This window comes from Acidovorax sp. 69, assembly GCF_002797445.1.
Lineage (GTDB): Bacteria > Pseudomonadota > Gammaproteobacteria > Burkholderiales > Burkholderiaceae_C > Acidovorax.
In genome coordinates this window covers 3,959,930-3,979,208 of sequence record NZ_PGEP01000001.1, presented here as the reverse complement: position 1 = coordinate 3,979,208, position 19,279 = coordinate 3,959,930, and the positions used below count along the sequence as shown (strand labels likewise).

At 59.8% G+C, this 19,279-nt stretch carries 17 protein-coding genes, 3 tRNA genes and 2 pseudogenes; 11 read left to right on the top strand and 11 right to left on the bottom strand.

What is annotated here, in order from left to right; translation table 11 throughout:
- The first annotated feature begins 12 nt into the window (after positions 1 to 12).
- The 4 genes from hrcA to greB all read left to right on the top strand — a co-directional run bounded on the left by hrcA (position 13) and on the right by greB (position 2,069).
- On the top strand, positions 13 to 1,017 hold the full coding sequence (gene hrcA / locus CLU85_RS18240) for a heat-inducible transcriptional repressor HrcA (protein ID WP_100411497.1): 1,005 nt from the start codon (positions 13 to 15) through the stop codon (positions 1,015 to 1,017).
- A gap of 50 nt (positions 1,018 to 1,067) precedes the next feature.
- Positions 1,068 to 1,144, top strand: a tRNA-Ile gene (locus tag CLU85_RS18235).
- 206 nt (positions 1,145 to 1,350) lie between these two features.
- A tRNA-Arg gene (locus CLU85_RS18230) sits at positions 1,351 to 1,427 on the top strand.
- A gap of 78 nt (positions 1,428 to 1,505) precedes the next feature.
- Entirely contained in the window at positions 1,506 to 2,069 is a 564-nt protein-coding gene (gene greB / locus CLU85_RS18225) for a transcription elongation factor GreB (RefSeq protein ID WP_100411496.1), read from the top strand.
- A 64-nt stretch (positions 2,070 to 2,133) separates the two neighbouring features.
- Here the strand turns inward: greB and CLU85_RS18220 are convergent, their stop codons facing one another.
- The 4 genes and pseudogenes from CLU85_RS18220 to CLU85_RS18205 form a co-directional block, all read right to left on the bottom strand.
- Positions 2,134 to 4,413, bottom strand: a complete 2,280-nt coding sequence (locus tag CLU85_RS18220; RefSeq protein ID WP_100411495.1) for a bifunctional (p)ppGpp synthetase/guanosine-3',5'-bis(diphosphate) 3'-pyrophosphohydrolase — start codon at positions 4,411 to 4,413, stop codon at positions 2,134 to 2,136.
- Between the two features lie 95 nt (positions 4,414 to 4,508).
- Entirely contained in the window at positions 4,509 to 4,712 is a 204-nt protein-coding gene (gene rpoZ, locus CLU85_RS18215) for a DNA-directed RNA polymerase subunit omega (RefSeq protein ID WP_005794722.1), read from the bottom strand.
- A 16-nt stretch (positions 4,713 to 4,728) separates the two neighbouring features.
- Positions 4,729 to 5,348: pseudogene (gene gmk / locus CLU85_RS18210) on the bottom strand (guanylate kinase).
- A gap of 36 nt (positions 5,349 to 5,384) precedes the next feature.
- On the bottom strand, positions 5,385 to 6,302 hold the full coding sequence (locus CLU85_RS18205) for a YicC/YloC family endoribonuclease (RefSeq protein ID WP_198509217.1): 918 nt from the start codon (positions 6,300 to 6,302) through the stop codon (positions 5,385 to 5,387).
- A 75-nt stretch (positions 6,303 to 6,377) separates the two neighbouring features.
- Here CLU85_RS18205 and CLU85_RS18200 point away from each other — a divergent pair, with 75 nt between their 5' ends.
- From CLU85_RS18200 to hemW, 5 genes are all read left to right on the top strand, one after another.
- The gene (locus CLU85_RS18200) at positions 6,378 to 7,394 is read left to right on the top strand and encodes a serine/threonine-protein kinase (RefSeq protein WP_100411494.1); all 1,017 of its coding nucleotides are present in this window, start codon (positions 6,378 to 6,380) and stop codon (positions 7,392 to 7,394) included.
- Between the two features lie 82 nt (positions 7,395 to 7,476).
- Positions 7,477 to 8,379, top strand: a complete 903-nt coding sequence (locus CLU85_RS18195) for a PP2C family serine/threonine-protein phosphatase (protein ID WP_100411493.1) — start codon at positions 7,477 to 7,479, stop codon at positions 8,377 to 8,379.
- Positions 8,380 to 8,508: 129 nt separating this feature from the next.
- Positions 8,509 to 9,243 carry a ribonuclease PH gene (gene rph / locus CLU85_RS18190; RefSeq protein ID WP_100411492.1) on the top strand — a complete coding sequence of 245 codons (735 nt, stop codon included), beginning with the start codon at positions 8,509 to 8,511 and terminating at the stop codon, positions 9,241 to 9,243.
- 68 nt (positions 9,244 to 9,311) lie between these two features.
- Positions 9,312 to 9,911 carry an RdgB/HAM1 family non-canonical purine NTP pyrophosphatase gene (gene rdgB / locus CLU85_RS18185; RefSeq protein WP_100411491.1) on the top strand — a complete coding sequence of 200 codons (600 nt, stop codon included), beginning with the start codon at positions 9,312 to 9,314 and terminating at the stop codon, positions 9,909 to 9,911.
- Positions 9,912 to 9,926: 15 nt separating this feature from the next.
- Positions 9,927 to 11,171: a radical SAM family heme chaperone HemW gene (gene hemW, locus CLU85_RS18180; protein ID WP_100412638.1), complete on the top strand. Its 1,245-nt coding sequence runs from the start codon at positions 9,927 to 9,929 to the stop codon at positions 11,169 to 11,171.
- A gap of 102 nt (positions 11,172 to 11,273) precedes the next feature.
- On the opposite strand, the gene CLU85_RS18175 is transcribed toward hemW, so the two are convergent.
- On the bottom strand, positions 11,274 to 11,603 hold the full coding sequence (locus tag CLU85_RS18175; RefSeq protein WP_100411490.1) for an I78 family peptidase inhibitor: 330 nt from the start codon (positions 11,601 to 11,603) through the stop codon (positions 11,274 to 11,276).
- A gap of 79 nt (positions 11,604 to 11,682) precedes the next feature.
- Here CLU85_RS18175 and CLU85_RS18170 point away from each other — a divergent pair, with 79 nt between their 5' ends.
- Complete coding sequence (locus tag CLU85_RS18170; protein ID WP_369858260.1) at positions 11,683 to 12,111, top strand: transposase; 429 nt, start codon at positions 11,683 to 11,685, stop codon at positions 12,109 to 12,111.
- A 281-nt stretch (positions 12,112 to 12,392) separates the two neighbouring features.
- Here CLU85_RS18170 and CLU85_RS23540 read toward each other — a convergent pair whose 3' ends face one another.
- From CLU85_RS23540 to CLU85_RS18155, 3 genes are all read right to left on the bottom strand, one after another.
- The gene (locus tag CLU85_RS23540; protein WP_157803988.1) at positions 12,393 to 13,010 is read right to left on the bottom strand and encodes an EAL domain-containing protein; all 618 of its coding nucleotides are present in this window, start codon (positions 13,008 to 13,010) and stop codon (positions 12,393 to 12,395) included.
- A gap of 2 nt (positions 13,011 to 13,012) precedes the next feature.
- Positions 13,013 to 15,169, bottom strand: a complete 2,157-nt coding sequence (locus CLU85_RS18160; protein WP_100411488.1) for a diguanylate cyclase domain-containing protein — start codon at positions 15,167 to 15,169, stop codon at positions 13,013 to 13,015.
- Between the two features lie 525 nt (positions 15,170 to 15,694).
- Positions 15,695 to 15,782: transfer RNA gene (locus CLU85_RS18155), tRNA-Ser, on the bottom strand.
- Positions 15,783 to 15,988: 206 nt separating this feature from the next.
- On the opposite strand from CLU85_RS18155, the gene CLU85_RS18150 reads away from it, so the two are divergent.
- Positions 15,989 to 16,819, top strand: coding sequence for an IPTL-CTERM sorting domain-containing protein (locus tag CLU85_RS18150; protein WP_157803987.1), 831 nt, complete (start codon positions 15,989 to 15,991; stop codon positions 16,817 to 16,819).
- Between the two features lie 143 nt (positions 16,820 to 16,962).
- Here the strand turns inward: CLU85_RS18150 and ureG are convergent.
- The 3 genes and pseudogenes from ureG to ureE all read right to left on the bottom strand — a co-directional run bounded on the left by ureG (position 16,963) and on the right by ureE (position 19,268).
- A pseudogene (ureG, locus tag CLU85_RS18145) lies at positions 16,963 to 17,642 on the bottom strand (urease accessory protein UreG).
- 50 nt (positions 17,643 to 17,692) lie between these two features.
- Positions 17,693 to 18,403: an urease accessory protein UreF gene (locus CLU85_RS18140; RefSeq protein ID WP_100411487.1), complete on the bottom strand. Its 711-nt coding sequence runs from the start codon at positions 18,401 to 18,403 to the stop codon at positions 17,693 to 17,695.
- Between the two features lie 151 nt (positions 18,404 to 18,554).
- Positions 18,555 to 19,268 (bottom strand): urease accessory protein UreE, encoded by a 714-nt coding sequence (gene ureE / locus CLU85_RS18135; RefSeq protein ID WP_100411486.1) that lies wholly within the window; start codon positions 19,266 to 19,268, stop codon positions 18,555 to 18,557.
- Between the last annotated feature and the right edge of the window lie 11 nt (positions 19,269 to 19,279).

Here is a 19,279-nt window from a genome sequence, read left to right as displayed (position 1 = left end):
TAAAATCATTCCATGCTCGATGACCGTGCCAAGTTGTTGCTCAAAGCCCTGGTCGAGCGCTATATCGCCGACGGGCAACCTGTCGGGTCTCGGACGTTGTCTCGAGCATCCGGGCTTGATCTCTCGCCTGCGACGATTCGCAATGTCATGGCGGACCTTGAGGAGTTGGGCCTGATTGCGAGCCCACATACCTCCGCAGGCCGGATTCCCACCGCGCGGGGTTATCGGCTGTTCGTAGACACCATGCTGACGGTGCAAAGGGATCCGTTGACGGCACCTCAGCTGGCGCCAGAGCAACCACAAAAGGTGATTGCCAACGCGGCGCAACTGCTGTCGAACCTTTCGCAGTTTGTGGGCGTGGTGATGGCCCCAAGGCGAACCTCAGTGTTCCGCCATATTGAGTTTTTGCGGCTGTCAGAGCGCCGCTTTTTGGTGATCATCGTCTCACCCGAAGGTGATGTTCAGAATCGGGTGATCTTCACGGAGGCTGACTACTCTCAGTCGCAACTCATTGAGGCATCCAACTTCCTGAACGCGCACTACGCTGGCCTCGCCATGGAGCAAGTGCGTGAGCGCTTGAAGTCCGAGGTAGATGTGTTGCGCGGTGAGATTGCATTACTCATGCAGGCGGCCGTGAACGTGGGTTCCGAGGCGCTGTCGCAAGCGCAGGACGAAGTTGTGATCTCTGGTGAGCGCAATCTTCTGGCAGTGAGCGATTTTTCCAATGACATGGGCAACTTGCGGCGTGCCTTTGATTTGTTCGAGCAGAAGACCCAGATACTGCGCTTGCTGGACATCTCCAGCCAGGCCGAGGGCGTACGCATCTACATTGGCGGCGAGAGTCACGTTGTGCCTTTTGAAGAGTTGTCCATTGTTAGCGCTCCGTATGAAGTGGATGGCAAAGTGGTTGGTACTCTGGGTGTCATCGGCCCTACGCGCATGCCCTACGACCGGATGATTCAGATAGTGGACATCACTTCGAAGCTGGTTTCCAACGCGCTCAGCTACCGCAAGTAAGCCCCTACAATACGGCGCTTGCCCCGTTGTAAAGCGCTGGAGCATGGCTTGGGGCGTTAGCTCAGTTGGTTAGAGCAGAGGACTCATAATCCTTTGGCCGTTGGTTCAAGTCCAACACGCCCTACCACCCATCATCCGCATGGGCGATCATCATGATCAGAGCCATTTTTTTGTCGCAATGTGTCTTGCTTCCCTTTTTGAGGCCTGTGAGTGCATTACAATCTTGGCTTGCGTTGGAAGAGGGTTTTGTTTGTTTTTACCGCCTGCGGATAAATAAACAAAATAAAGTGATTTCAAGGGTCGCCAAGAAATCATGCTATAATTCAAAGCTTAGCGGCTGTAGCTCAGCTGGATAGAGTACTTGGCTACGAACCAAGGGGTCGTGGGTTCGATTCCTGCCAGCCGCACCAATGTTTAAAGCCTGCAATCGAAAGATTGCAGGCTTTTTCATTTGTTCACGCGCTTTGCGCTGATCGGGGGATCTGGCTATGAGCAAGGCTTTTACCAAAGAGGCTGATGGTGGTGCTGACGATGATGAGCTGGCGTTACCACCACTGCCCGCAGGTGGCAAAAACTACATCACTCCTGCGGGTTACGCGCGCTTGCGGGATGAGTTGCTTGAATTGATCGACAACGAGCGCCCCAAGATCGTCGATGTTGTGCATTGGGCGGCCAGCAACGGCGATCGGTCAGAAAACGGCGACTATTTGTATGGCAAGAAACGCCTGCGCGAAATTGATCGGCGCATCCGATTTCTGACCAAGCGGCTGGAGATTGCCGAAGTCGTGGACCCCAGCTTGCATGTGGGAAGCGATCAGGTTTTCTTTGGGGCAACCGTGACTTATGTGGATGATGAGGGTGTTGAACGCACAATCACCATCATGGGCATAGATGAGGCTGACAGCCGCGAGTTGCAGGTCAGCTGGATCTCTCCAGTCGCGCGAGCGCTGCTGAAAGCCCGTGTGGGCGATGAAGTCCAATTGCCAACCCCAGGAGGTGTTCGTACCCTGGAGGTGGTAGACGTGCAGTACCCGTCTCCCCGCATTGGATAACAAAGTTGCGAGGGGCGTTTTATCGTCCCCAGGGCTTTTGTGTGTGCGGCTCTCGCTGGGTGGGCTATGCCTGCGGTGTAATTCGCGCTGCGCGAATGACCGCCTGGGTTCGACGAAGGTTCCGCAGCGCCACTTCCAAGTGGGCTTGATCCCGTACAGCCACGATAAAACGCAGATCTGTGGTGTCCAGTGCTGCTTCATCGTCCATGTCGACATGGGTAATGTCCGCTTCGGAGTTCGCCAGTTGTGCGGCCACGCGTGCCAGAACGCCCTTGCCGTTAGTGACAGTCACCACCACGCCGGTTTCAAACATGCGTGTGGGCTCGTCAGACCAGTCCACAGCGATAAACCGTTCGCTGTCCTTGTGCTGAAGACGCTTGGCCACGCTGCAGTGGGTGTTGTGAACCACAAGTCCTTCTCCGCGGCCCAGGTAGCCGACGATGCTGTCCCCTGGCACAGGGCGGCAGCAAGGGGCGTATTGCACGGAGGCATTTTCGCTGCCGTCGAGGGTGACCGCTCCCTGGGACAAGGTTTCGTGCGATGTGTAGCGTTCACGTGTCATGAGCAGGGCATCAGGGCGATGTCCGTGCTCCGTCATCAGCACCATCAGCCGCTTGGCCACAATGCTGGCAATGCGTTTACCCAGACCCAGGTCGGTCATGAGTTCGCTGCGGCTGCGGTTGCCGGTAAAGCGCAGCAGTTTGTCCCACAGGGGCAGGTTTTCAGGGCTGAGCGGCGGCAATTGCTCCAGGCCTTCCGCACGAATCGCCTGCGTCAGCAGTTTTTCCCCGAGTCCCTCGGACTCCGTTTGGGCCAGGGTCTTGAGATAGTGGCGAATTTTTGAACGAGCACGACCCGTGCGGACAAACCCCAACCACGCCGGATTGGGGGTAGAAACAGGGGCGGTGATGATCTCCACCACGTCACCGTTTTTGAGTTCTGTGCGCAACGGCACCTGCTCATTGTTGATCTTGGCTGCCGTGGTTCTATCGCCCACGTTGCTGTGGATCGCGTAAGCGAAGTCCACCACGGTGGCCCCGCGCGGTAGCGCCATGATCTGGCTCTTGGGTGTGAAGACGTAAACCGCGTCGGGAAAAAGATCCACCTTCACATGGTCCCAGAACTCGGCCGCGTCGCGCGTCTCGTTCTGGATGTCCAGTAGCGATTGCAGCCATTTGGTGCCCAAGCGTTCTGCGGAGGTTCCGTCGCCATTCTGGGCTTTGTACAGCCAGTGCGCAGCAACGCCAGCCTCTGCAATGACGTGCATTTCATCCGTACGCATCTGGAACTCGATGTTCACCCCCGAGGGGCCCACAAGAGTGGTGTGCAGGGACTGATAGCCATTGAGTTTGGCAATCGCAATGTGATCCTTGAACTTTCCCGGCACCGGTTTGTACATCTGGTGTAGCACCCCCAGCGCCGTATAGCAATCGGTCACTGCGGGAACAATCACCCGAAAGCCATAGATGTCCGTGACTTGGGCAAAGCTCAGGTGCTTGAGATCCATCTTCTGGTAGATGGCATACAACGTCTTCTCGCGGCCCGCCAGGCGCACCTTCATTCCGATCTTTGAAAAGGCGGCGTCCACCTCGGACTGTACTTTTTGCACCAGATCTCGGCGGCGGTTGCGCGATTTGTTCACTGCCTTGGACAGGGTCGCGTAGCGCCACGGGTGCAGGTGTCTGAACGCCAGATCCTGCAGTTCACGGTAGGTCTGATTGAGCCCCAGGCGGTGAGCGATGGGAGCGTAGATTTCTAGCGTTTCAGATGATATGCGGCCCCATTTGCTGCGCGGCATGTCTGATAGCGTGCGCATGTTGTGTGTGCGGTCTGCCAGCTTGATGAGAATGACGCGTACATCGCGCGCCATGGCCAGCAGCATCTTGCGGAAGGACTCGGCCTGGTTCTCTTCACGGGTGTTGAACTGCAGTTTGTCGAGTTTGGTGAGTCCGTCCACCAGCTCTGCTACTGGAGCGCCGAAACGGTCGATCAGGTCGGCCTTGGTGACGCCGCAGTCTTCCATGGCATCGTGCAGCAGGGCAGCCATCAGGGCCTGGGCGTCCAGCTTCCACGTGGCGCATTGGGCCGCCACCGCAATGGGGTGGGTGATGTAGGGTTCGCCACTGTTGCGCAGCTGGCCCAAATGAGCCTCGTCCGCAAAACGGTATGCCTGGCGAACCTGTTCAATGCTGGTCGCATCCAGATAGTCCAGGCTGTCCGTCAGCGCGGCAAAGCTAGCGGCGGCCGCGTTGGCTGCCGCCGCGGCTGCCGAGAGCGGGCCCGCTGTGGAGGGATCGCCAGACCGGGGCTGCGTTGCGGAAGGTAAGTTGAGCACCGCGTTCATTCCTTAAATGTAGCGCGGGTGCGCATCAGACGGCTTCTGGGAAAAAAAAAGCACCGCTGCGGCGGTGCTTTTTGGGATGCGACCCTGTAGGAGGCTCAACCAGGAACCTTCTTCAGCATTTCCAGGCCAACCTTGCCTTCGGCGATTTCGCGCAGGGCGGTCACGGCGGGCTTGTTGCGGCTTTCGATGCGGGGGGCATGGCCCTGGCTCAGCATGCGCGCGCGGTATGTGGCGGCCAACACGAGCTGGAAGCGGTTGGGGATCTTTTCCAGACAGTCTTCTACAGTGATGCGTGCCATCGTTTTACTCCGAGATTCAGGTGATATTGAGCGACTGGAAAGTGTCAGCACGTGCGCGGCGCTGGGCGACGTACTTGAGTCGCTGGGCGTGAACTACGGCTTTCAGGTCGAAAAGCGCGCGCTCAAACAACTCATTGATTATAACGAAGTCGAATTTGCTCACCTGGGCCATCTCGATGGCTGCGTTTTTGAGACGGACTTCGATGACATCCGAAGAGTCTTCACCCCGGCGTTCCAGGCGCGAGCGCAGTTCTTCCCAACTGGGCGGCAGGATGAAAACCAGTACAGCGTTGGCAAAAGCCTGCTTGATCTGGAGGGCTCCCTGGAAGTCGATTTCCAGGATCACATCCGTGCCTTGGGCAATGCGTTCTTCGATGGCCTTCTTGGAGGTGCCGTACCGGTTGCCGTGCACATGCGCCCATTCCACAAAGGCGTTGCCCTGGATCATGGCGTCGAATTCAGACTCTGACGCAAAAAAATACTCTCGGCCGTGCTTTTCCTGGCCCCGGGGGGGCGAGTGGTGTGTGAGACGGAAGGGTGAACGTGGGAGTCCAGCTCCAGCAGAGCCTTGACCAGGCTGGACTTGCCGGCGCCGCTGGGGGCTGCCACTACGATGAGATTTCCTGGATAGTCCATAGTTGATGTGCGCCATGCGCTATCAAAAAATGAGTGTTATTCGATATTTTGCACTTGCTCGCGCATCTGCTCGATCAGGACCTTCATGTCCACGCTGATGCGAGTCAGGTCCAGTGCGGCCGATTTGGAGCCCAGCGTATTGGCTTCGCGATGCAGCTCCTGGATGAGGAAGTCCAGGCGTTTTCCCACTTCCCCGCCTTTTTTGAGCAGGCGCTCGATCTCGTCCAAATGGGAGTCGAGCCGCGTAATTTCCTCGGCCACATCGATGCGAATGGCAAAGGCGGTGGCCTCGGTCAATGCCCGATCGCGGGCGGCTTCGGGCAATGTGGCGCCATCGGTGAGGGCCATGGCCTCTTTCCAGCGTTCCATGAATCTCAGTCGTTGCTGTTCCACCAGCAATGGAACCATGGGAACCGCTTGCTGTGCCAGCGTGCGCAACTGCTTGACCCGATCCAGCAACATCGCCGCCAGGCGCTTGCCTTCACGCTCCCGGGCGGCCATCAAGGCGGTCAAGGCTTCTTCTGCCAAAGCCGGAACGGCTTCGCTCCAGTCTTCGGTGCCCGAGTGGGCATTGGCGCACAGGCGCAGCGCATCCGCTACCGTGAGTGGAGCTGCCGTGGGGAGCCAGGCTTTGACGGAGTCCTGCAATGAGTTGAGGCGCTGCAGCAGGCGGGCGGGCGGGTCTTGCAGGGTATTGCTGTCTTCGTTGTCCAGCGCAGCCCGGACCTCGACCTTGCCGCGCTTGAGGCGTGCGGTGAGCAGGCTGCGCAGGGCGGGCTCCAGGGCGCGCAGATCATCTGGCAGGCGAAACGAGAGGTCCAGAAAGCGGCTGTTGACCGAGCGGATTTCCAGCCCCAGCCTGCGCGACTGGGGGGCTCGGGCGTCGGCTTCAGCGCCAGTGGCAGATGCACCATGCTGTGCGCTGGCGTATCCGGTCATGCTGTAAACTGGCATTGGACTTTTTGATGGTTGCTTGCGATCCGGCGATTATCCGGGTTCCGCTCTACCCCCGAGTCATCTTCGCAAAATATGTCAAAAATCAAACCGGCTCCCCTGCCGCCCGACACCGCCATTGGTGGATACCGCGTGGTTCGCAGGGTGTCCTCCGGGGGCTTTGGCGTGGTGTACCTAGCGACCGACGGCGAAGGTCAGCAGGTTGCGATCAAGGAATACCTTCCCACCTCCTTGGCCACGCGTGCGCCAGGCGAGTTGCTGCCCAAGGTGCCGTCTGAAAAACTCTCGCTTTACCGCCTGGGTCTCAAGAGTTTTTTTGAAGAAGGGCGCTCGCTGGCGCAAATCTCGCACGCCTCGGTAGTGAGCGTGCTCAATTTCTTCCGCGAAAACGAAACCGTCTACATGGTGATGAACTACCTGGAGGGCGCGACCCTGCAGGACTTCATCATCACCGCACGCGACCTCAAGACACAGAAGGTCTTTCGTGAGTCCACCATTCGCTCGCTGTTCGACGAAGTGTTGCGTGGCCTGCGCATCGTGCACCAGCACAAGATGCTGCACCTGGATATCAAGCCTGCCAATATCTTCATCACCGACGACAACAAAGCCGTGATGATCGATTTTGGCGCGGCGCGCGAAGTGTTGTCCAAAGAGGGCAACTTCATCCGTCCCATGTACACGCCTGGTTTTGCCGCCCCCGAGATGTACCGGCGAGATTCGCAGATGGGACCGTGGACGGACATCTACGCCATCGGAGCCTGTATCTACGCCTGCATGCAGGGTTTTCCGCCCAATGAGGCCCCCCAGCGCATCGACAAAGACCGTTTGTCGCTGGCGTTGACCAAGTTGCGCGGTGTGTACTCGGACAATCTGATTGAGGTGGTGGAGTGGTGCATGGCGCTTGACCCACTCTCGCGCCCTCAGTCGGTGTTTGCGTTGCAAAAGGAGCTTAGCCGTGAGGGCGAGCGCCGCTACACCAAGCTCACCGTGGCCGAGAAAATGCGCCTGCAGCTCGACACCTTGGTGTCGGACACCAAGAAAAATGTGCAAAAGGTGGGTGAAGCCACTGGCATCGGAGCCAAGCCCAAATGAAAACGACTCACGCAAAGCGGGTTCAGACGGGATGCATATTCATTAACGATGCGTTGCTGCATCCTTGTCTGCGTGGGCCACTATGAAGTTCTCCGTATTCCAGATCAGCCGCCGTGGCGGGCGTGAGAAGAACGAAGACCGCATGGGCTATTGCTACACGCGCGAATCAGGCCTGTTTGTGCTGGCCGACGGCATGGGCGGTCATCCTGAGGGAGAGGTGGCTGCCCAGATCGCGCTGCAGACCATTTCAGCGCTGTTCCAGCGCCAGGCAAAGCCACAACTCAAGGATGTGCAGGAGTTCCTGTCGGGGGCGCTGCTGGCCGCGCACCACCAGATCCTGCGCTATGCCACCGACAAAGGCATGCTCGACACGCCCCGCACCACACTGGTGGCAGCGGTGCTTCAGGCCGGTACTGCCACCTGGATCCACTGTGGCGACTCGCGCCTGTACATGGTGCGTGATGGAGACCTGCTGACGCGCACGCGCGACCACTCCTATATGGAGCTGCGCAACACGCCGCCGCCGGGCCTTGATCGCATCAATCGCAACGTGTTGTTCACCTGCCTGGGGTCTCCCACCAAACCCATCTATGACATCACCGGCCCGGTGTATCTGGAGCAGGGCGACCGCATCCTTCTGTGCTCGGATGGCCTGTGGGGAACGCTCAGCGACGAAGACATCGCCAAGCAGTTGGCCCGCAACACGGTGTCGCATGCAGTGCCTGACCTGGTGGAGGACGCTTTGCGCAAGGCGGGGGACACCAGTGACAATGTCACCGTGATCGCCCTGGAATGGGAGACGCCCGATGCCTTCGAGTCCACCCAAGGGGTGTCCACCGACAGCATTAGTGATGACGTGTTTGCATCGACCATTCAGGCAGGCCCGCTGGACGGGCTGGTGGATGACCTCGACGATGCGGCCATCGAGCGCTCCATTGCCGAGATCAACGAAGCCATCCGCCGTTCTGCAGCGCGCAAGGCCTGATGGCCTGATTGGCGTTCCTGTCGTTGTCTCTGCACGAGAGACCTGTTTTTTTGCCGGATGCCGTGATGCGCTGCCAAGCAGTGAGCGCATGTCCGGTGTTTGTACGCAATTTCTGTTCGTCACCCCACCATGACCACCTATATCCGCACCGGCAGCCGCACTGCCGACCAGCTGCGCCCTGTGCGCATCACCCGCCACTACACCATGCATGCCGAAGGGTCGGTGCTGATTGAGTTTGGCAACACCAAGGTACTCTGCACGGCCTCGGTCGAGGAGCGCGTGCCCCCACACAAGCGCGGCAGTGGCGAAGGCTGGGTCACCGCCGAATACGGCATGCTGCCGCGGGCTACGCACACCCGCAGTGACCGTGAAGCGGCACGTGGCAAACAAACCGGCCGTACACAAGAGATCCAGCGCCTGATCGGTCGTTCGCTGCGCGCCGTGTTCGACCTCAAGCTGCTGGGTGAGCGCACGATTCAGCTCGACTGTGACGTGATCCAGGCCGACGGAGGCACGCGCACCGCTGCCATCACCGGTGCCTGGGTGGCCGCTCAGGACGCAGTCAACCAGTTGCTCGCCAGCGGAAAGATCATGCAAACGCCTTTGCTTCAGCCCGTGGCGGCCATCTCCGTGGGCATTGTTCAAGGCACACCACTGCTCGATCTGGAATATATCGAAGACGTGGACTGCGATACCGATATGAACGTGGTGATGACTGGTGCGGGCCATTTCGTGGAGGTGCAGGGCACGGCTGAAGGCGTGGCTTTTACCCGTGCAGAAATGGACCAACTGCTGGTGCTGGCCGAAAAAGGCATTGGAGAGCTGATGCAGATGCAGCAGCAAGCGCTTCTTGAAATCCGATAAGGGTTGTTTTACTCACTAATTGATAGCTGCTTGTGCATGCTGAACAGGCGCTACAGGTCATTTTGGCTATGAAAATTGTTCTTGCATCCAACAACCGCGGCAAATTGGCCGAGCTGCAAGCCATGTTCGCGCCACTGGGCGTCGAATTGGTGCGCCAGGCCGATTTGGGCGTGGGCGAGGCCGAGGAGCCTTTTCGGACCTTTGTCGAGAACGCATTGGCCAAGGCCCGATTTGCCTCTGCACATACCGGACTGCCCGCCTTGGCTGACGATGCTGGCATGTGCGTCGACGCCTTTGGCGGGTTGCCTGGGGTAGACACGGCCTACTACTGCACCCAGTTCGGCTACGAAAAAAGCGATGCCAACAACGTACGTGCTTTGCTGGAGCAGTTGCAAGGTGTGGGTAACCGCCGTGCCGCCATGGTCAGCACCCTGGTGGCCGTGCGCAGCCCACAAGACCCGGAACCGCTGATCGCTGTCGGTCGTGTGGTGGGCGAGATCACTGCGCAACCCCGTGGTAGCAATGGCTTTGGGTTCGACCCGGTCATGCTCATTCCAGAATTTGGCAAGACCTTTGCCGAATTGCCCGTAGAGGTCAAGAACACCCACAGCCACCGGGGCCGGTCTGCCGCGCAGATGTTGGCGCTGATGCGCGAGCGCTGGCTGTGAATGGGCGCTGAGACCATGGGCCATATTCCTATCCTGCCGCAGAGCGACGCTGAACCTGCGCCAGTGCGCGACATCCAGCACTACATGCGCCCTGGCCTGCTGCAACTGCAGAGCCTTCCACCGCTGTCGCTGTACGTGCACCTGCCCTGGTGCCTCAAAAAGTGCCCCTATTGCGATTTCAACTCGCATGAATTCCGCGATGGCAATACCAGTCAGGTGCCGGAGCAGCGCTACATCGATGCCCTGATGGCCGACCTGGAAGCGGCACTGCCGTTGATCTGGGGCCGTACGGTGCACAGCATCTTCATTGGCGGGGGCACGCCCAGCCTGTTTTCGCCCACTGCCATCGATCGGCTGATCGGTGACATTCGTGCCCGCCTGCGGCTGGAGCCCGACTGCGAGATCACGCTGGAAGCCAATCCCGGCACGTTCGAGAAAGACCGCTTTCGGGCTTTCCGGGCGGCTGGGGTTACGCGCTTGTCGATTGGGGTTCAGAGCTTTAACGACCAGCACCTCCAATCGTTGGGCAGGGTGCACGACCGCGCCCAGGCCATCGCGGCGGTCGAAGAGGCCGCGCAGGCGTTTGACACCTTCAACCTCGACATCATGTATGCGCTTCCAGGACAAACGTCGTTGGAGCTGGAGCAGGACATGCAGACAGCGTTGGCCCTCAAGCCACCGCATATCTCCATCTATCACCTGACCATCGAGCCCAATACCTACTTCGCCAAGTTTCCCCCGGTCATCCCCGAAGACGACCAGGCTTACGCCATGCTGGACCGCATCACTGAGATGACGGGCCAGGCCGGTATGGCACGGTACGAAATCTCCGCCTACGCCCAGCCCGGCCACGCGTGTTTTCACAACACCAACTATTGGCAGTTTGGTGACTACCTGGGTATTGGCGCGGGCGCCCACAGCAAGCTCAGTTTTGCGCACCGTGTGGTGCGTCAGGTGCGCTTTCGTGAGCCCCGTCTGTACATGGACAACGCCCTGGCCGGGCGAGCTGTGGCGCAGGATGACGAGGTGCGCCGGGCAGATCTGCCGTTTGAGTACATGCTCAACGCGCTGCGCCTGCGTGATGGTTTCGCGCTCCAGGACTTCATGGCCCGCACGGGCCTGCCGATCACCGCCATTGCCAAGGGGCTGGAGGCGGCAGAGCGCAAGGGACTCATCGAGCGCGACATGGCCCGCGTGCGCCCGACAGAGCGGGGATTCGATTTCCTGAGTGATCTGCAGGAGCTATTCCTGGCGGATTGACACTGCGGCGAGCTACCGCCGAAGGCGGCCACCTCGGTGCCGATTCAGGCTCCGGGCCCCGCACAGCGGCAGGTCAATGGGGCGTCCGCCGCCCGGTAATGGTCAGCCGCAGCGCACCGCCAGAATGCGGCCATCGTTGCCCACCTCCAGGTTGAGCCGCTGCATATCGAATTCTTTGGTGATGATCTGGCCTGGGCGCAGGATGCGGGCTATTTGTGCGCCGGATCGCACCCGTGCCGACTCCATCACCGATGCGGTGCTGTTTTGTCCGACGGCGAACTGGGCCGGCTGGGCGTTGCACGGCACCACTTGGGTGGACATTGCCGCCGTGGGGCTGCCAGACTGCGCGACTGGCTGCCCGTGGCTTGCACAACCGGTCGTCAGCACGGCAACGACCAAGCCACCAGCGGCGGCAAAAGGGATGTTCATCATGAGAGAGGTTCCGGGAAGCGGGACCTTCACCATACCGTAAGGCTCCTCACAGTGGGTGCCCATCTGTAACACCACTGGGGTGGCGGGTCTCGTTTTTGGTGCTCTTCATCAAATTGACTTTGATCAAGACAGCGTGTGCCAGCCGCAGCAGCGCGGCAACTGCGTCGTACCTTTTGGGCGTGGCGGGGCGATTCAAATCCGCTCGGCAGTTCGCCTCATGGTAGAGCGGGTCCCTCGTCACGTGGGCACCGGCGGGAAGACGCAGCAGTTGGGCATTTCCAAGCGTGGAAACACCTACCTGCGGACCTTGTTGATCGCCGGCGCCAGGGCCGTGATTGCCCGATCCGGAAAATCTGACGGGATGGAACGGTTGCTGCAGCGACGACATCACAACACCGTCGTGGTCGCGTTGGCCAACAAGATGGCGCGCACCGCGTGGGCAGTTCTAGCCAGGGGCATGGCCTTCGACCGCACCCGTTGGAATCCGCTTGAGGCGGTGACTGCCTGATCCTTCAGCGCGGAGCGCCTCAAACCTACAACACCGATTTCAAGGAGAACCTGCTCAAAGCGTGTCGATGGAATGGCGGTCAAACCGGGTTGGGAAATTCCGACAAATCGCCAGTACCTTGAGTACATCCCGGAGATAGGAATCCCCGCCGCGAATAGCCATCATGGGCAGCAGCCACCACTGCACCAACAGCCCGGATGTAAGGCAGCAAACCCTTCAGACCATCACGACGTAGAAGCTTGTTCTCCTTGGGCGGACCATGTAGGGCAATTCAATATCACTCAGACTGGGGACTTGGATCTAATGTGAGTTTCCCCCGCATCGGGAGGGTATGAATTTTGCCCCTGTGCCACCTCTGATGCATTCTTGGGCTTGCCAATCAGATAGCCCTGAAGCTGGTCACACCGGCGCTCGCGCAGGAATTGGGCTTGCTCGGCAGTCTCTACGCCTTCAGCGATCACTTGCATGCCCAGGTTGTGCGCCATCGAGATGATGGTGCTGCAAATGGCTGCATCGGCCGGATCGGTGGTGATGTCTCTGACAAATGAGCGGTCAATCTTGACGTAGTCGATGGGAAAGCGCTTCAGGTAGCTCAGGCTAGAGTAGCCGGTACCGAAGTCGTCCAGCGCGATCTTCACGCCCTGCGATCGGATGCGGTGAAGCGTCGCACGCAAGCTCTCTTGGCCGTCAATCATCACGGACTCCGTGATCTCAATGTGCAAACGGTCTGCCGGCAGCCCCGTGCTGGCCAATGCGCTTGCCACCGTCGCGTTGAAGTCATCCTGACGGAACTGGATACCTGACACGTTGACCGCCATGGGTACATCCACCACGCCATCGGTGCGCCATTGCTGCAGCTGGGCACATGCCTCTTGCAGAACCCAACGACCCAGCGACACGATCAGGCCGGTCTGCTCTGCGAGTGTGCGATGAACTGAAGCGGCGGGATCAGCCCATGCACAGGGTGATGCCAACGCACGAGTGCTTCGAATCCACTCAAAAGCCCGGTGCCGGACTCCACCTTGGGCTGGTAGTGCAGTTCAAACTCCCGGTTGGCCAAGCCTTTGCGCAGCGCGTTGCTGAGCTCAAGCTTCTCGTTGCTGCGGGCGTCCAGCGCCGGGTCATACGCCCGCACCACGCCACGTCCATCGGCCTTGGCCTTGTACATCGCGATGTCCGCGTGTTGGAGCAGCGACTGGGCGGAGTCACCGTCTTTGGGGAAATTGGCGATCCCGATGCTGGCGGCCACCACATAGTCTTTGCCGTGCAGGTGCACCGGCTCCTCCAGCCGATTCTGCAGCCTGATCAGGGCCTCGCGGAGCAGGGAGGGCTCACCGAGCCCCTCGAACACCACGACAATTTCATCACCACCCAGGCGGCTGACCGTGTCCTGCGCCCGAACCGATTGGGTCAGCCTTCTGCCGACCTCCACCAGCAATGTATCCCCCGCCGCGTGCCCGATGCTGTCGTTGAAGACCTTGAAGTTGTCGAGATCGATGAAGGCGATCGTGAAGGCCGCGTTCTCGCGCTTGGCACGCTCTATGGCCAGCGAAATCCGGTCCTCCAGCAGCGTGCGATTGGGCAGGCCTGTCAGCCAGTCATGGCTCGCCCGCCGCGCAAGCTCCTCCTCGTTCTGTATCCGGCCGGTGACGTCGGTCTGGATCCCGACATAGTGGGTCACCAGCCCCCTGGCGTCTCTGACGGGCGCAATCCGCAGGCTGTTCCAGAACAGCGAGCCGTCATGCCGGTAGTTCCGGAGGGTGACCGCCACCTCCTTGTTGGCCGCCACCGCTTGTCGAATCTGGGCAACGGCCGGTTGGTCCCGGTCTTCCGACTGCAGGAACCTGCAGCTTTTACCCAAAACCTCGCTGGCGGCGTAACCCGTCATGCGTTCGAAAGCAGGATTGACATAGACCATCGGCATGTCTGCCTGCAATGCGTCGCAGATCACGATGCCATCGCTGCTGGAGGCCACTGCGGCCTGATGAAGCTGGAGCTGCCGGAGCATGTCGCTGAGGTGGTGGTTCAGCAGGTTGAACTCCAGCGATGTCAGCACCACTTCCTCGGTCTGGGGTATTGACCCGTAACCGCCCTTGCCAGCCAGATTCATCCGTTGCACCAGCCGCTGGATGGGCACCGATATCTTTCGTGTTGCTATCACCCAGGCCAACAGGACGCTCAACACCGCGCTGGCCATCAGGACCAGCAGCTGCGATCGCAACTGGCTCAGGCCTCGGCCAAGAATGGCCTGCTGGTTGGCCCGCGTCACGAAAAACGTCCTGGACATGCCTGCGTGGTCTACCGGCGCGATCACATAAAGCGATTCGCCTACCTGTATGGGGCCCGAGCGGTCTTGTGGCTTTGCCTGCGCCGAGAGCAATTCCTTCAGGCCCGGGTCGTCGTGCAAGCTGCCAATGTCGTCCAGTGTCTTGTGTGTCGAGGCCAGCAGCAGGCCCGATGAGCTCACGAGAAAAATCTGTGTGTCTGGGTCAAGATGCAAGCCCTTGAGCCGCTGATCAACCTTTTCGAGATCCAGGCCCGCAAAGGCCACCCCCTTGAGCTGGTCTTGGTAGTCGTAGACAGGCACCGAGTAGGTGAGTGCCTTTTTTCCGCTGGCCCGGCCAAAGACATATTCGCCCACCGTGAACTGTCGGCCTTCGATGGCGTCTTTAAAGTACTGACGATCGCTGAAGTCGATGGCCTTGAGTTGTTCATCTTTCATGCAACGCGCCTTGCCCTCCAGGGTCAAGACGCCGATGATGCTGTAACTCGGACTGGCCTTTGCCACGTTGTCGATGAACTCGATGCACAGCTGCTCCAGATCGTAGCGGCGTACCGAGGGGCCGCTCGAAATGGTGCCAAGGATCTGTCGTACTCCCTCAACAGACTGCTCATGGGTCGCCGCTGCCAGGCGGGCCACGGCCTCCATCTGTGTCGTTGCTCGTTCAAGCGAGACCGCCTGGTTGCTCTGGTGGTTGATCAGCACCACCACCAGTGATGGCAGGACAGCCATCAGGATCAGAACAACCAGCCAGGTTCTCAACCGGAAGTTCGACATGTGTGGGGTCACTCAGATCTCGAGGGTTGAGGCAAAGACAATCTTCTCTGTCAACCTAAGGTCAACTACCTCTGGCCATCGCTAGGGACAGGGTGGCACTTTCTTGTCGGAAAGTAAAACATTGTTTTGTGCAGGGTGCCCCAACTTCACAGGGTATGGGTGGTTCTGGAGTTTGTAACCTCGCTGCAGCCTGCATGCAGAGCCGAGTGCAGTCAATCTGTTTCGGGCATCACGCAGATAGGGGGCCAGGCGTGAGAGCAAAAGCCCCGGGCCAGCCCACGAACATCAGGGCAAATGTGTGGACGCAGCTTTTTAGGTGGGGGCTTTGCCGTAGCGTAGCCACCCAACAGCCCCTCAAAACCAGCGCACAAACAGTGGCCGCCGCATGCCAGCCATGGGTGCGTGCGGGGGGGGGGGGGATCGCTGCTCTTGGGGGCAGGCTTGCAAAGTGGTGGCGCGTTGCGCCTGCAGTACCAACAAAAACGCCCACAAGTGAGTGGGCGCCATCATCGCAAAGCCGTTTTTTGGCGGAGACGGTGAGATTCGAACTCACGGACGGTTGCCCGTCGGCAGTTTTCAAGACTGCTGGTTTAAACCGCTCACCCACGTCTCCGGGAACGGAAGCTGCGGATTCTAGCTGACTGCGGGTGCTGATTTTTGCAGCATGCCCCGCGTCTCGATGAACTTCACCACATCCGCATGTGGACCAGGGCGCTGTGTTGCCCCCGTGCCCTGGCGCGGTGCACGCTGTGGTGAAAATAAAGAGAAAGAACTCTCAAACCGTGTGAATAAATTTTTGATAGAAAATGTAACTATCTCTTGTTGAAAAAACTGTATATGACTTTAAAGCTTGTACCGCGATTGATGCGGGCTGTTGTCGGTGGCTTGATTGCGGTCGCTGCTATTTCGGCTCATGCTGATATGACTACAGGGTTGCTTGGCTGGTACGGCTTTGAGAACAACGTCAACGATTCATCTGGGGGCGGGCGAAATGGTGCAGCCACCTCGCTGACGTACGCCGCCGGGCGGGTTGGACAGGCTGGTAGTTTTAACAACGCAACTAGTTTTGTAGAGGTATCAGGGCTCGCAGGGGTCCTGCCTGGCGGCGGTGATGCCCGTACGGTTTCATTTTGGGTGAATCCGTCATCCACGGCCGACAACGGAAACGTGGTGAGCTGGGGGCAAACTAACGCAAATCAGCGGTTCTCTGTACTGATGGAGGGGGGGGGAGAACTACGAATGATCGGTGAAGGCAACGATCATTCCTCCGGTTTTTTTCTGCCTCAGGGTGTTTGGACTCATGTCGCTGTGAGTTATGACGGCAGCACTCTTTTGTTTTATGTAAATGGATCAATTCAGGACACAAAACTAGGCGTCGTGTTGGCTACTGATAACGCTCAACCGTTGCGGATTGGAATCAATGCTCAAGGTCGTAACGACGAGTTTTTCGGGGGGTTAATTGATGAGGTTCGCGTTTATGGTCGCGTCCTCACACCCAGCGATGTCACCGAAGTTTTCAATAGTACGACTGTGGCGGGGTCTGCCAGCACCGCGGTGTCGGTTCCTACTCTTGGCGAGTGGGGACTGATGATGCTGAGCACGCTGTTGCTGGGAGTTCTATGGATTCAGCGCCGACGCTGGCTTCAGTGAATAGAGGTCGATTAGCCGTTGGACTCGTGTGCCTCTCTCGCTGCGCCATTCACAACAAAAAGCGCTCCGTGAGTCATGCCAACCTGCAGAATTTCTGACAGTCGCAAAATCACCAGGGGCCGCTCCGTGAGAGCGCGATGGCTCTAGTCGATTGAGGGGGCTTGGTTTTTCAGCATGCCCCGCGTCTCGATGAACTTCACCACATCGGCGACGCCCGCCAGAGTCTTCAGGTTGGTCATCACAAAGGGCTTGAGCAGGCCCTGGGTATTGGTGCGCATTCGGGTGGTATCGGCGTGCATCACATCCAGGTTGGCGCCCACATGGGGGGCCAGGTCGGTCTTGTTGATGATGAACAAATCGCTTTTGGTGATGCCGGGGCCGCCCTTGCGGGGGATTTTTTCGCCCGCAGCGACGTCGATGACGTAGATGGTGAGGTCGCTCAACTCGGGGCTGAAGGTGGCGGCCAGGTTGTCGCCACCGCTTTCCACAAACACGATGTCGGCGTTGGGGAACTCGCCGAGCATGCGGTCGATGGCTTCGAGGTTGATGGAGCAGTCCTCGCGGATGGCGGTGTGCGGGCAGCCGCCGGTCTCCACGCCCAGGATGCGTTCTGCGGGCAGGGCGCCGCTCACGGTGAGCAGGCGCTGGTCTTCCTTGGTGTAGATGTCGTTGGTGATGGCGATGAGGTCGTAGTCATCGCGCATGGTTTTGCACAGCATTTCGAGCAGCGTGGTTTTGCCGGAGCCCACGGGGCCGCCGATGCCTACACGCAGGGGGGCAGGTTTTTAGTGCGATTGGCGATGTGGTGCAGCGTGTTGGTCATGGCGTTGTTTACTATTAAATCAATAGCTGCTTGCGCATATGGGGCGTGCGCTAAGAGCGAAAAAGTCTTGAATATTGCACCTCGTGCTGGGCGCTCAGGATGGCCAGCATGGGGGAGAAGGCCTGGCGTTCGCTGTCCATGAGGCTGATGGCATGGTCTGCGGCAGCAGGGATGGCATCGGCCAGCCGCGCCAGGATGCGCTGGCCTGCACTTTGGCCCAGTTGCATGGATTTGAGGGCCGCCTGCACCATGTTCTCGGCCCAGCCAAAGGCATAGGCCAGCAGCACATCGCGCACAGGCGCCTGGGTGGTGGATGCGGCCAGCGCAAAGGCGACGGGGTAGGTGGGGGGCAGGGCGGCCAGGTGGCGGATGGCGGGCAGGGCCTGTTCGTCGCCCAGGTTCTGGTTGCGCAGCCAGTCGGCCATGGAGCGGCCCATCTGCTCGGCCTGCAGCCGCAGCTCGCTCGTTTCGCGGGTGTGCAGCACCCAGTCGTTGAGTTCTTTCACATGCGCCATGTCGCCCCGGCGCCAGGCGCCTACCGCCTTGGCGATCAGGGCCATGTCGCCGCGGGATTGGGTGATATGGAGCTGGTCGAGCAGCCATTCACCCACAGCAGCCTCAGTGGCAAGACCTGCATTTTCAATAGCGCTTTCTAACCCCTCTGAATACGAGAAGCCGCCCACGGGCAGCGCGGGCGAGGCGAGCCAGATGAGTTGCAGCAGGCTGGCTGCTGGCAGGGGGGCGGGGCGGTCTGGGCGCACGCTGCTATCTCTTCAGTCCGTTCGCCCTGAGCGCGTCGAACGGCTGGTAAGGCGCCGTGTCTCGGCTTCGACGGGCTCAGCCCGAACGGTGGGGGTGGAGGTCATGGTCACTGGCAAGGTCACTGGCAAGGTCACTGGCAGTGGGCAGTGGTCAGTGATCGTGGTTGCAGTCGGGGCCATGCACATGGCCCTGGGCGACCACAGGGATCGCTACCGTGCGGCCGCGTGCTGGAGCAGCCGCCGGTGCAGCGGACTGCGCGGGCCCATCCGGATGCGTGTGCGTGTGCGTGTGTTCGTGGCCATGCGCCACTGCGTTGGCGTGGTCGTGTGCAGCGTCGTGGGCGTGACCATGGTCATGGTCATGGTCGCTGTCATGGTCGTGTCCGCTGTGGTGGTGCCCGCCGCCATGCCCTGCGGCATAGGCACCGCCTTCGGGTTCAAACGGCAGGTCTTGCGCTTTGACGATCAGGTGCATGGCACGCAGCATGTCGGCCAGCACGTGGTCGGGTTCGATCTTGAGGTGGTCGGGCTGCAGCTCGATGGGCACATGGCGGTTGCCCAGGTGGTAGGCGGCGCGGGTCAGGTCGAACGGGGTGCCGTGGTTTTTGCAATGCGTGATGACGAGCACCGGCTGAGGCGCGGCGATCACGCGGACCATGGAGCCGTCTTCGGCCACCAGCACATCGCCGCCGCGCACCAGCGTGCCACGCGGCAAAAAGATGCCCAGCTCGCGCCCGGCGGAGTCGGTGGCGGCAAAACGGCTTTTCTGGCGCACGTCCCAGTCCAGCGCGATGGTGGTGGCGCGCTTGAGCAGCACGGGAGCGAGGCCTTGGCCTTGGGGGAGAAGTTTGGAGACCTGGATCATGGCAAGAGGGG

What these genes read in the sequence shown, in the direction of transcription:
- hemW (WP_100412638.1), top strand. Translation starts at nt 9,927, where the DNA reads ATGGGCCATATTCCTATCCTGCCGCAGAGCGACGCTGAACCTGCGCCA.
- ureE (WP_100411486.1), bottom strand. Translation starts at nt 19,268, where the DNA reads ATGATCCAGGTCTCCAAACTTCTCCCCCAAGGCCAAGGCCTCGCTCCC.
- CLU85_RS18195 (WP_100411493.1), top strand. Translation starts at nt 7,477, where the DNA reads ATGAAGTTCTCCGTATTCCAGATCAGCCGCCGTGGCGGGCGTGAGAAG.
- greB (WP_100411496.1), top strand. Translation starts at nt 1,506, where the DNA reads ATGAGCAAGGCTTTTACCAAAGAGGCTGATGGTGGTGCTGACGATGAT.
- CLU85_RS18200 (WP_100411494.1), top strand. Translation starts at nt 6,378, where the DNA reads ATGTCAAAAATCAAACCGGCTCCCCTGCCGCCCGACACCGCCATTGGT.
- CLU85_RS18175 (WP_100411490.1), bottom strand. Translation starts at nt 11,603, where the DNA reads ATGATGAACATCCCTTTTGCCGCCGCTGGTGGCTTGGTCGTTGCCGTG.
- CLU85_RS18205 (WP_198509217.1), bottom strand. Translation starts at nt 6,302, where the DNA reads ATGCCAGTTTACAGCATGACCGGATACGCCAGCGCACAGCATGGTGCA.
- rdgB (WP_100411491.1), top strand. Translation starts at nt 9,312, where the DNA reads ATGAAAATTGTTCTTGCATCCAACAACCGCGGCAAATTGGCCGAGCTG.
- rpoZ (WP_005794722.1), bottom strand. Translation starts at nt 4,712, where the DNA reads ATGGCACGCATCACTGTAGAAGACTGTCTGGAAAAGATCCCCAACCGC.
- rph (WP_100411492.1), top strand. Translation starts at nt 8,509, where the DNA reads ATGACCACCTATATCCGCACCGGCAGCCGCACTGCCGACCAGCTGCGC.
- CLU85_RS18220 (WP_100411495.1), bottom strand. Translation starts at nt 4,413, where the DNA reads ATGAACGCGGTGCTCAACTTACCTTCCGCAACGCAGCCCCGGTCTGGC.
- hrcA (WP_100411497.1), top strand. Translation starts at nt 13, where the DNA reads ATGCTCGATGACCGTGCCAAGTTGTTGCTCAAAGCCCTGGTCGAGCGC.
- CLU85_RS18160 (WP_100411488.1), bottom strand. Translation starts at nt 15,169, where the DNA reads ATGTCGAACTTCCGGTTGAGAACCTGGCTGGTTGTTCTGATCCTGATG.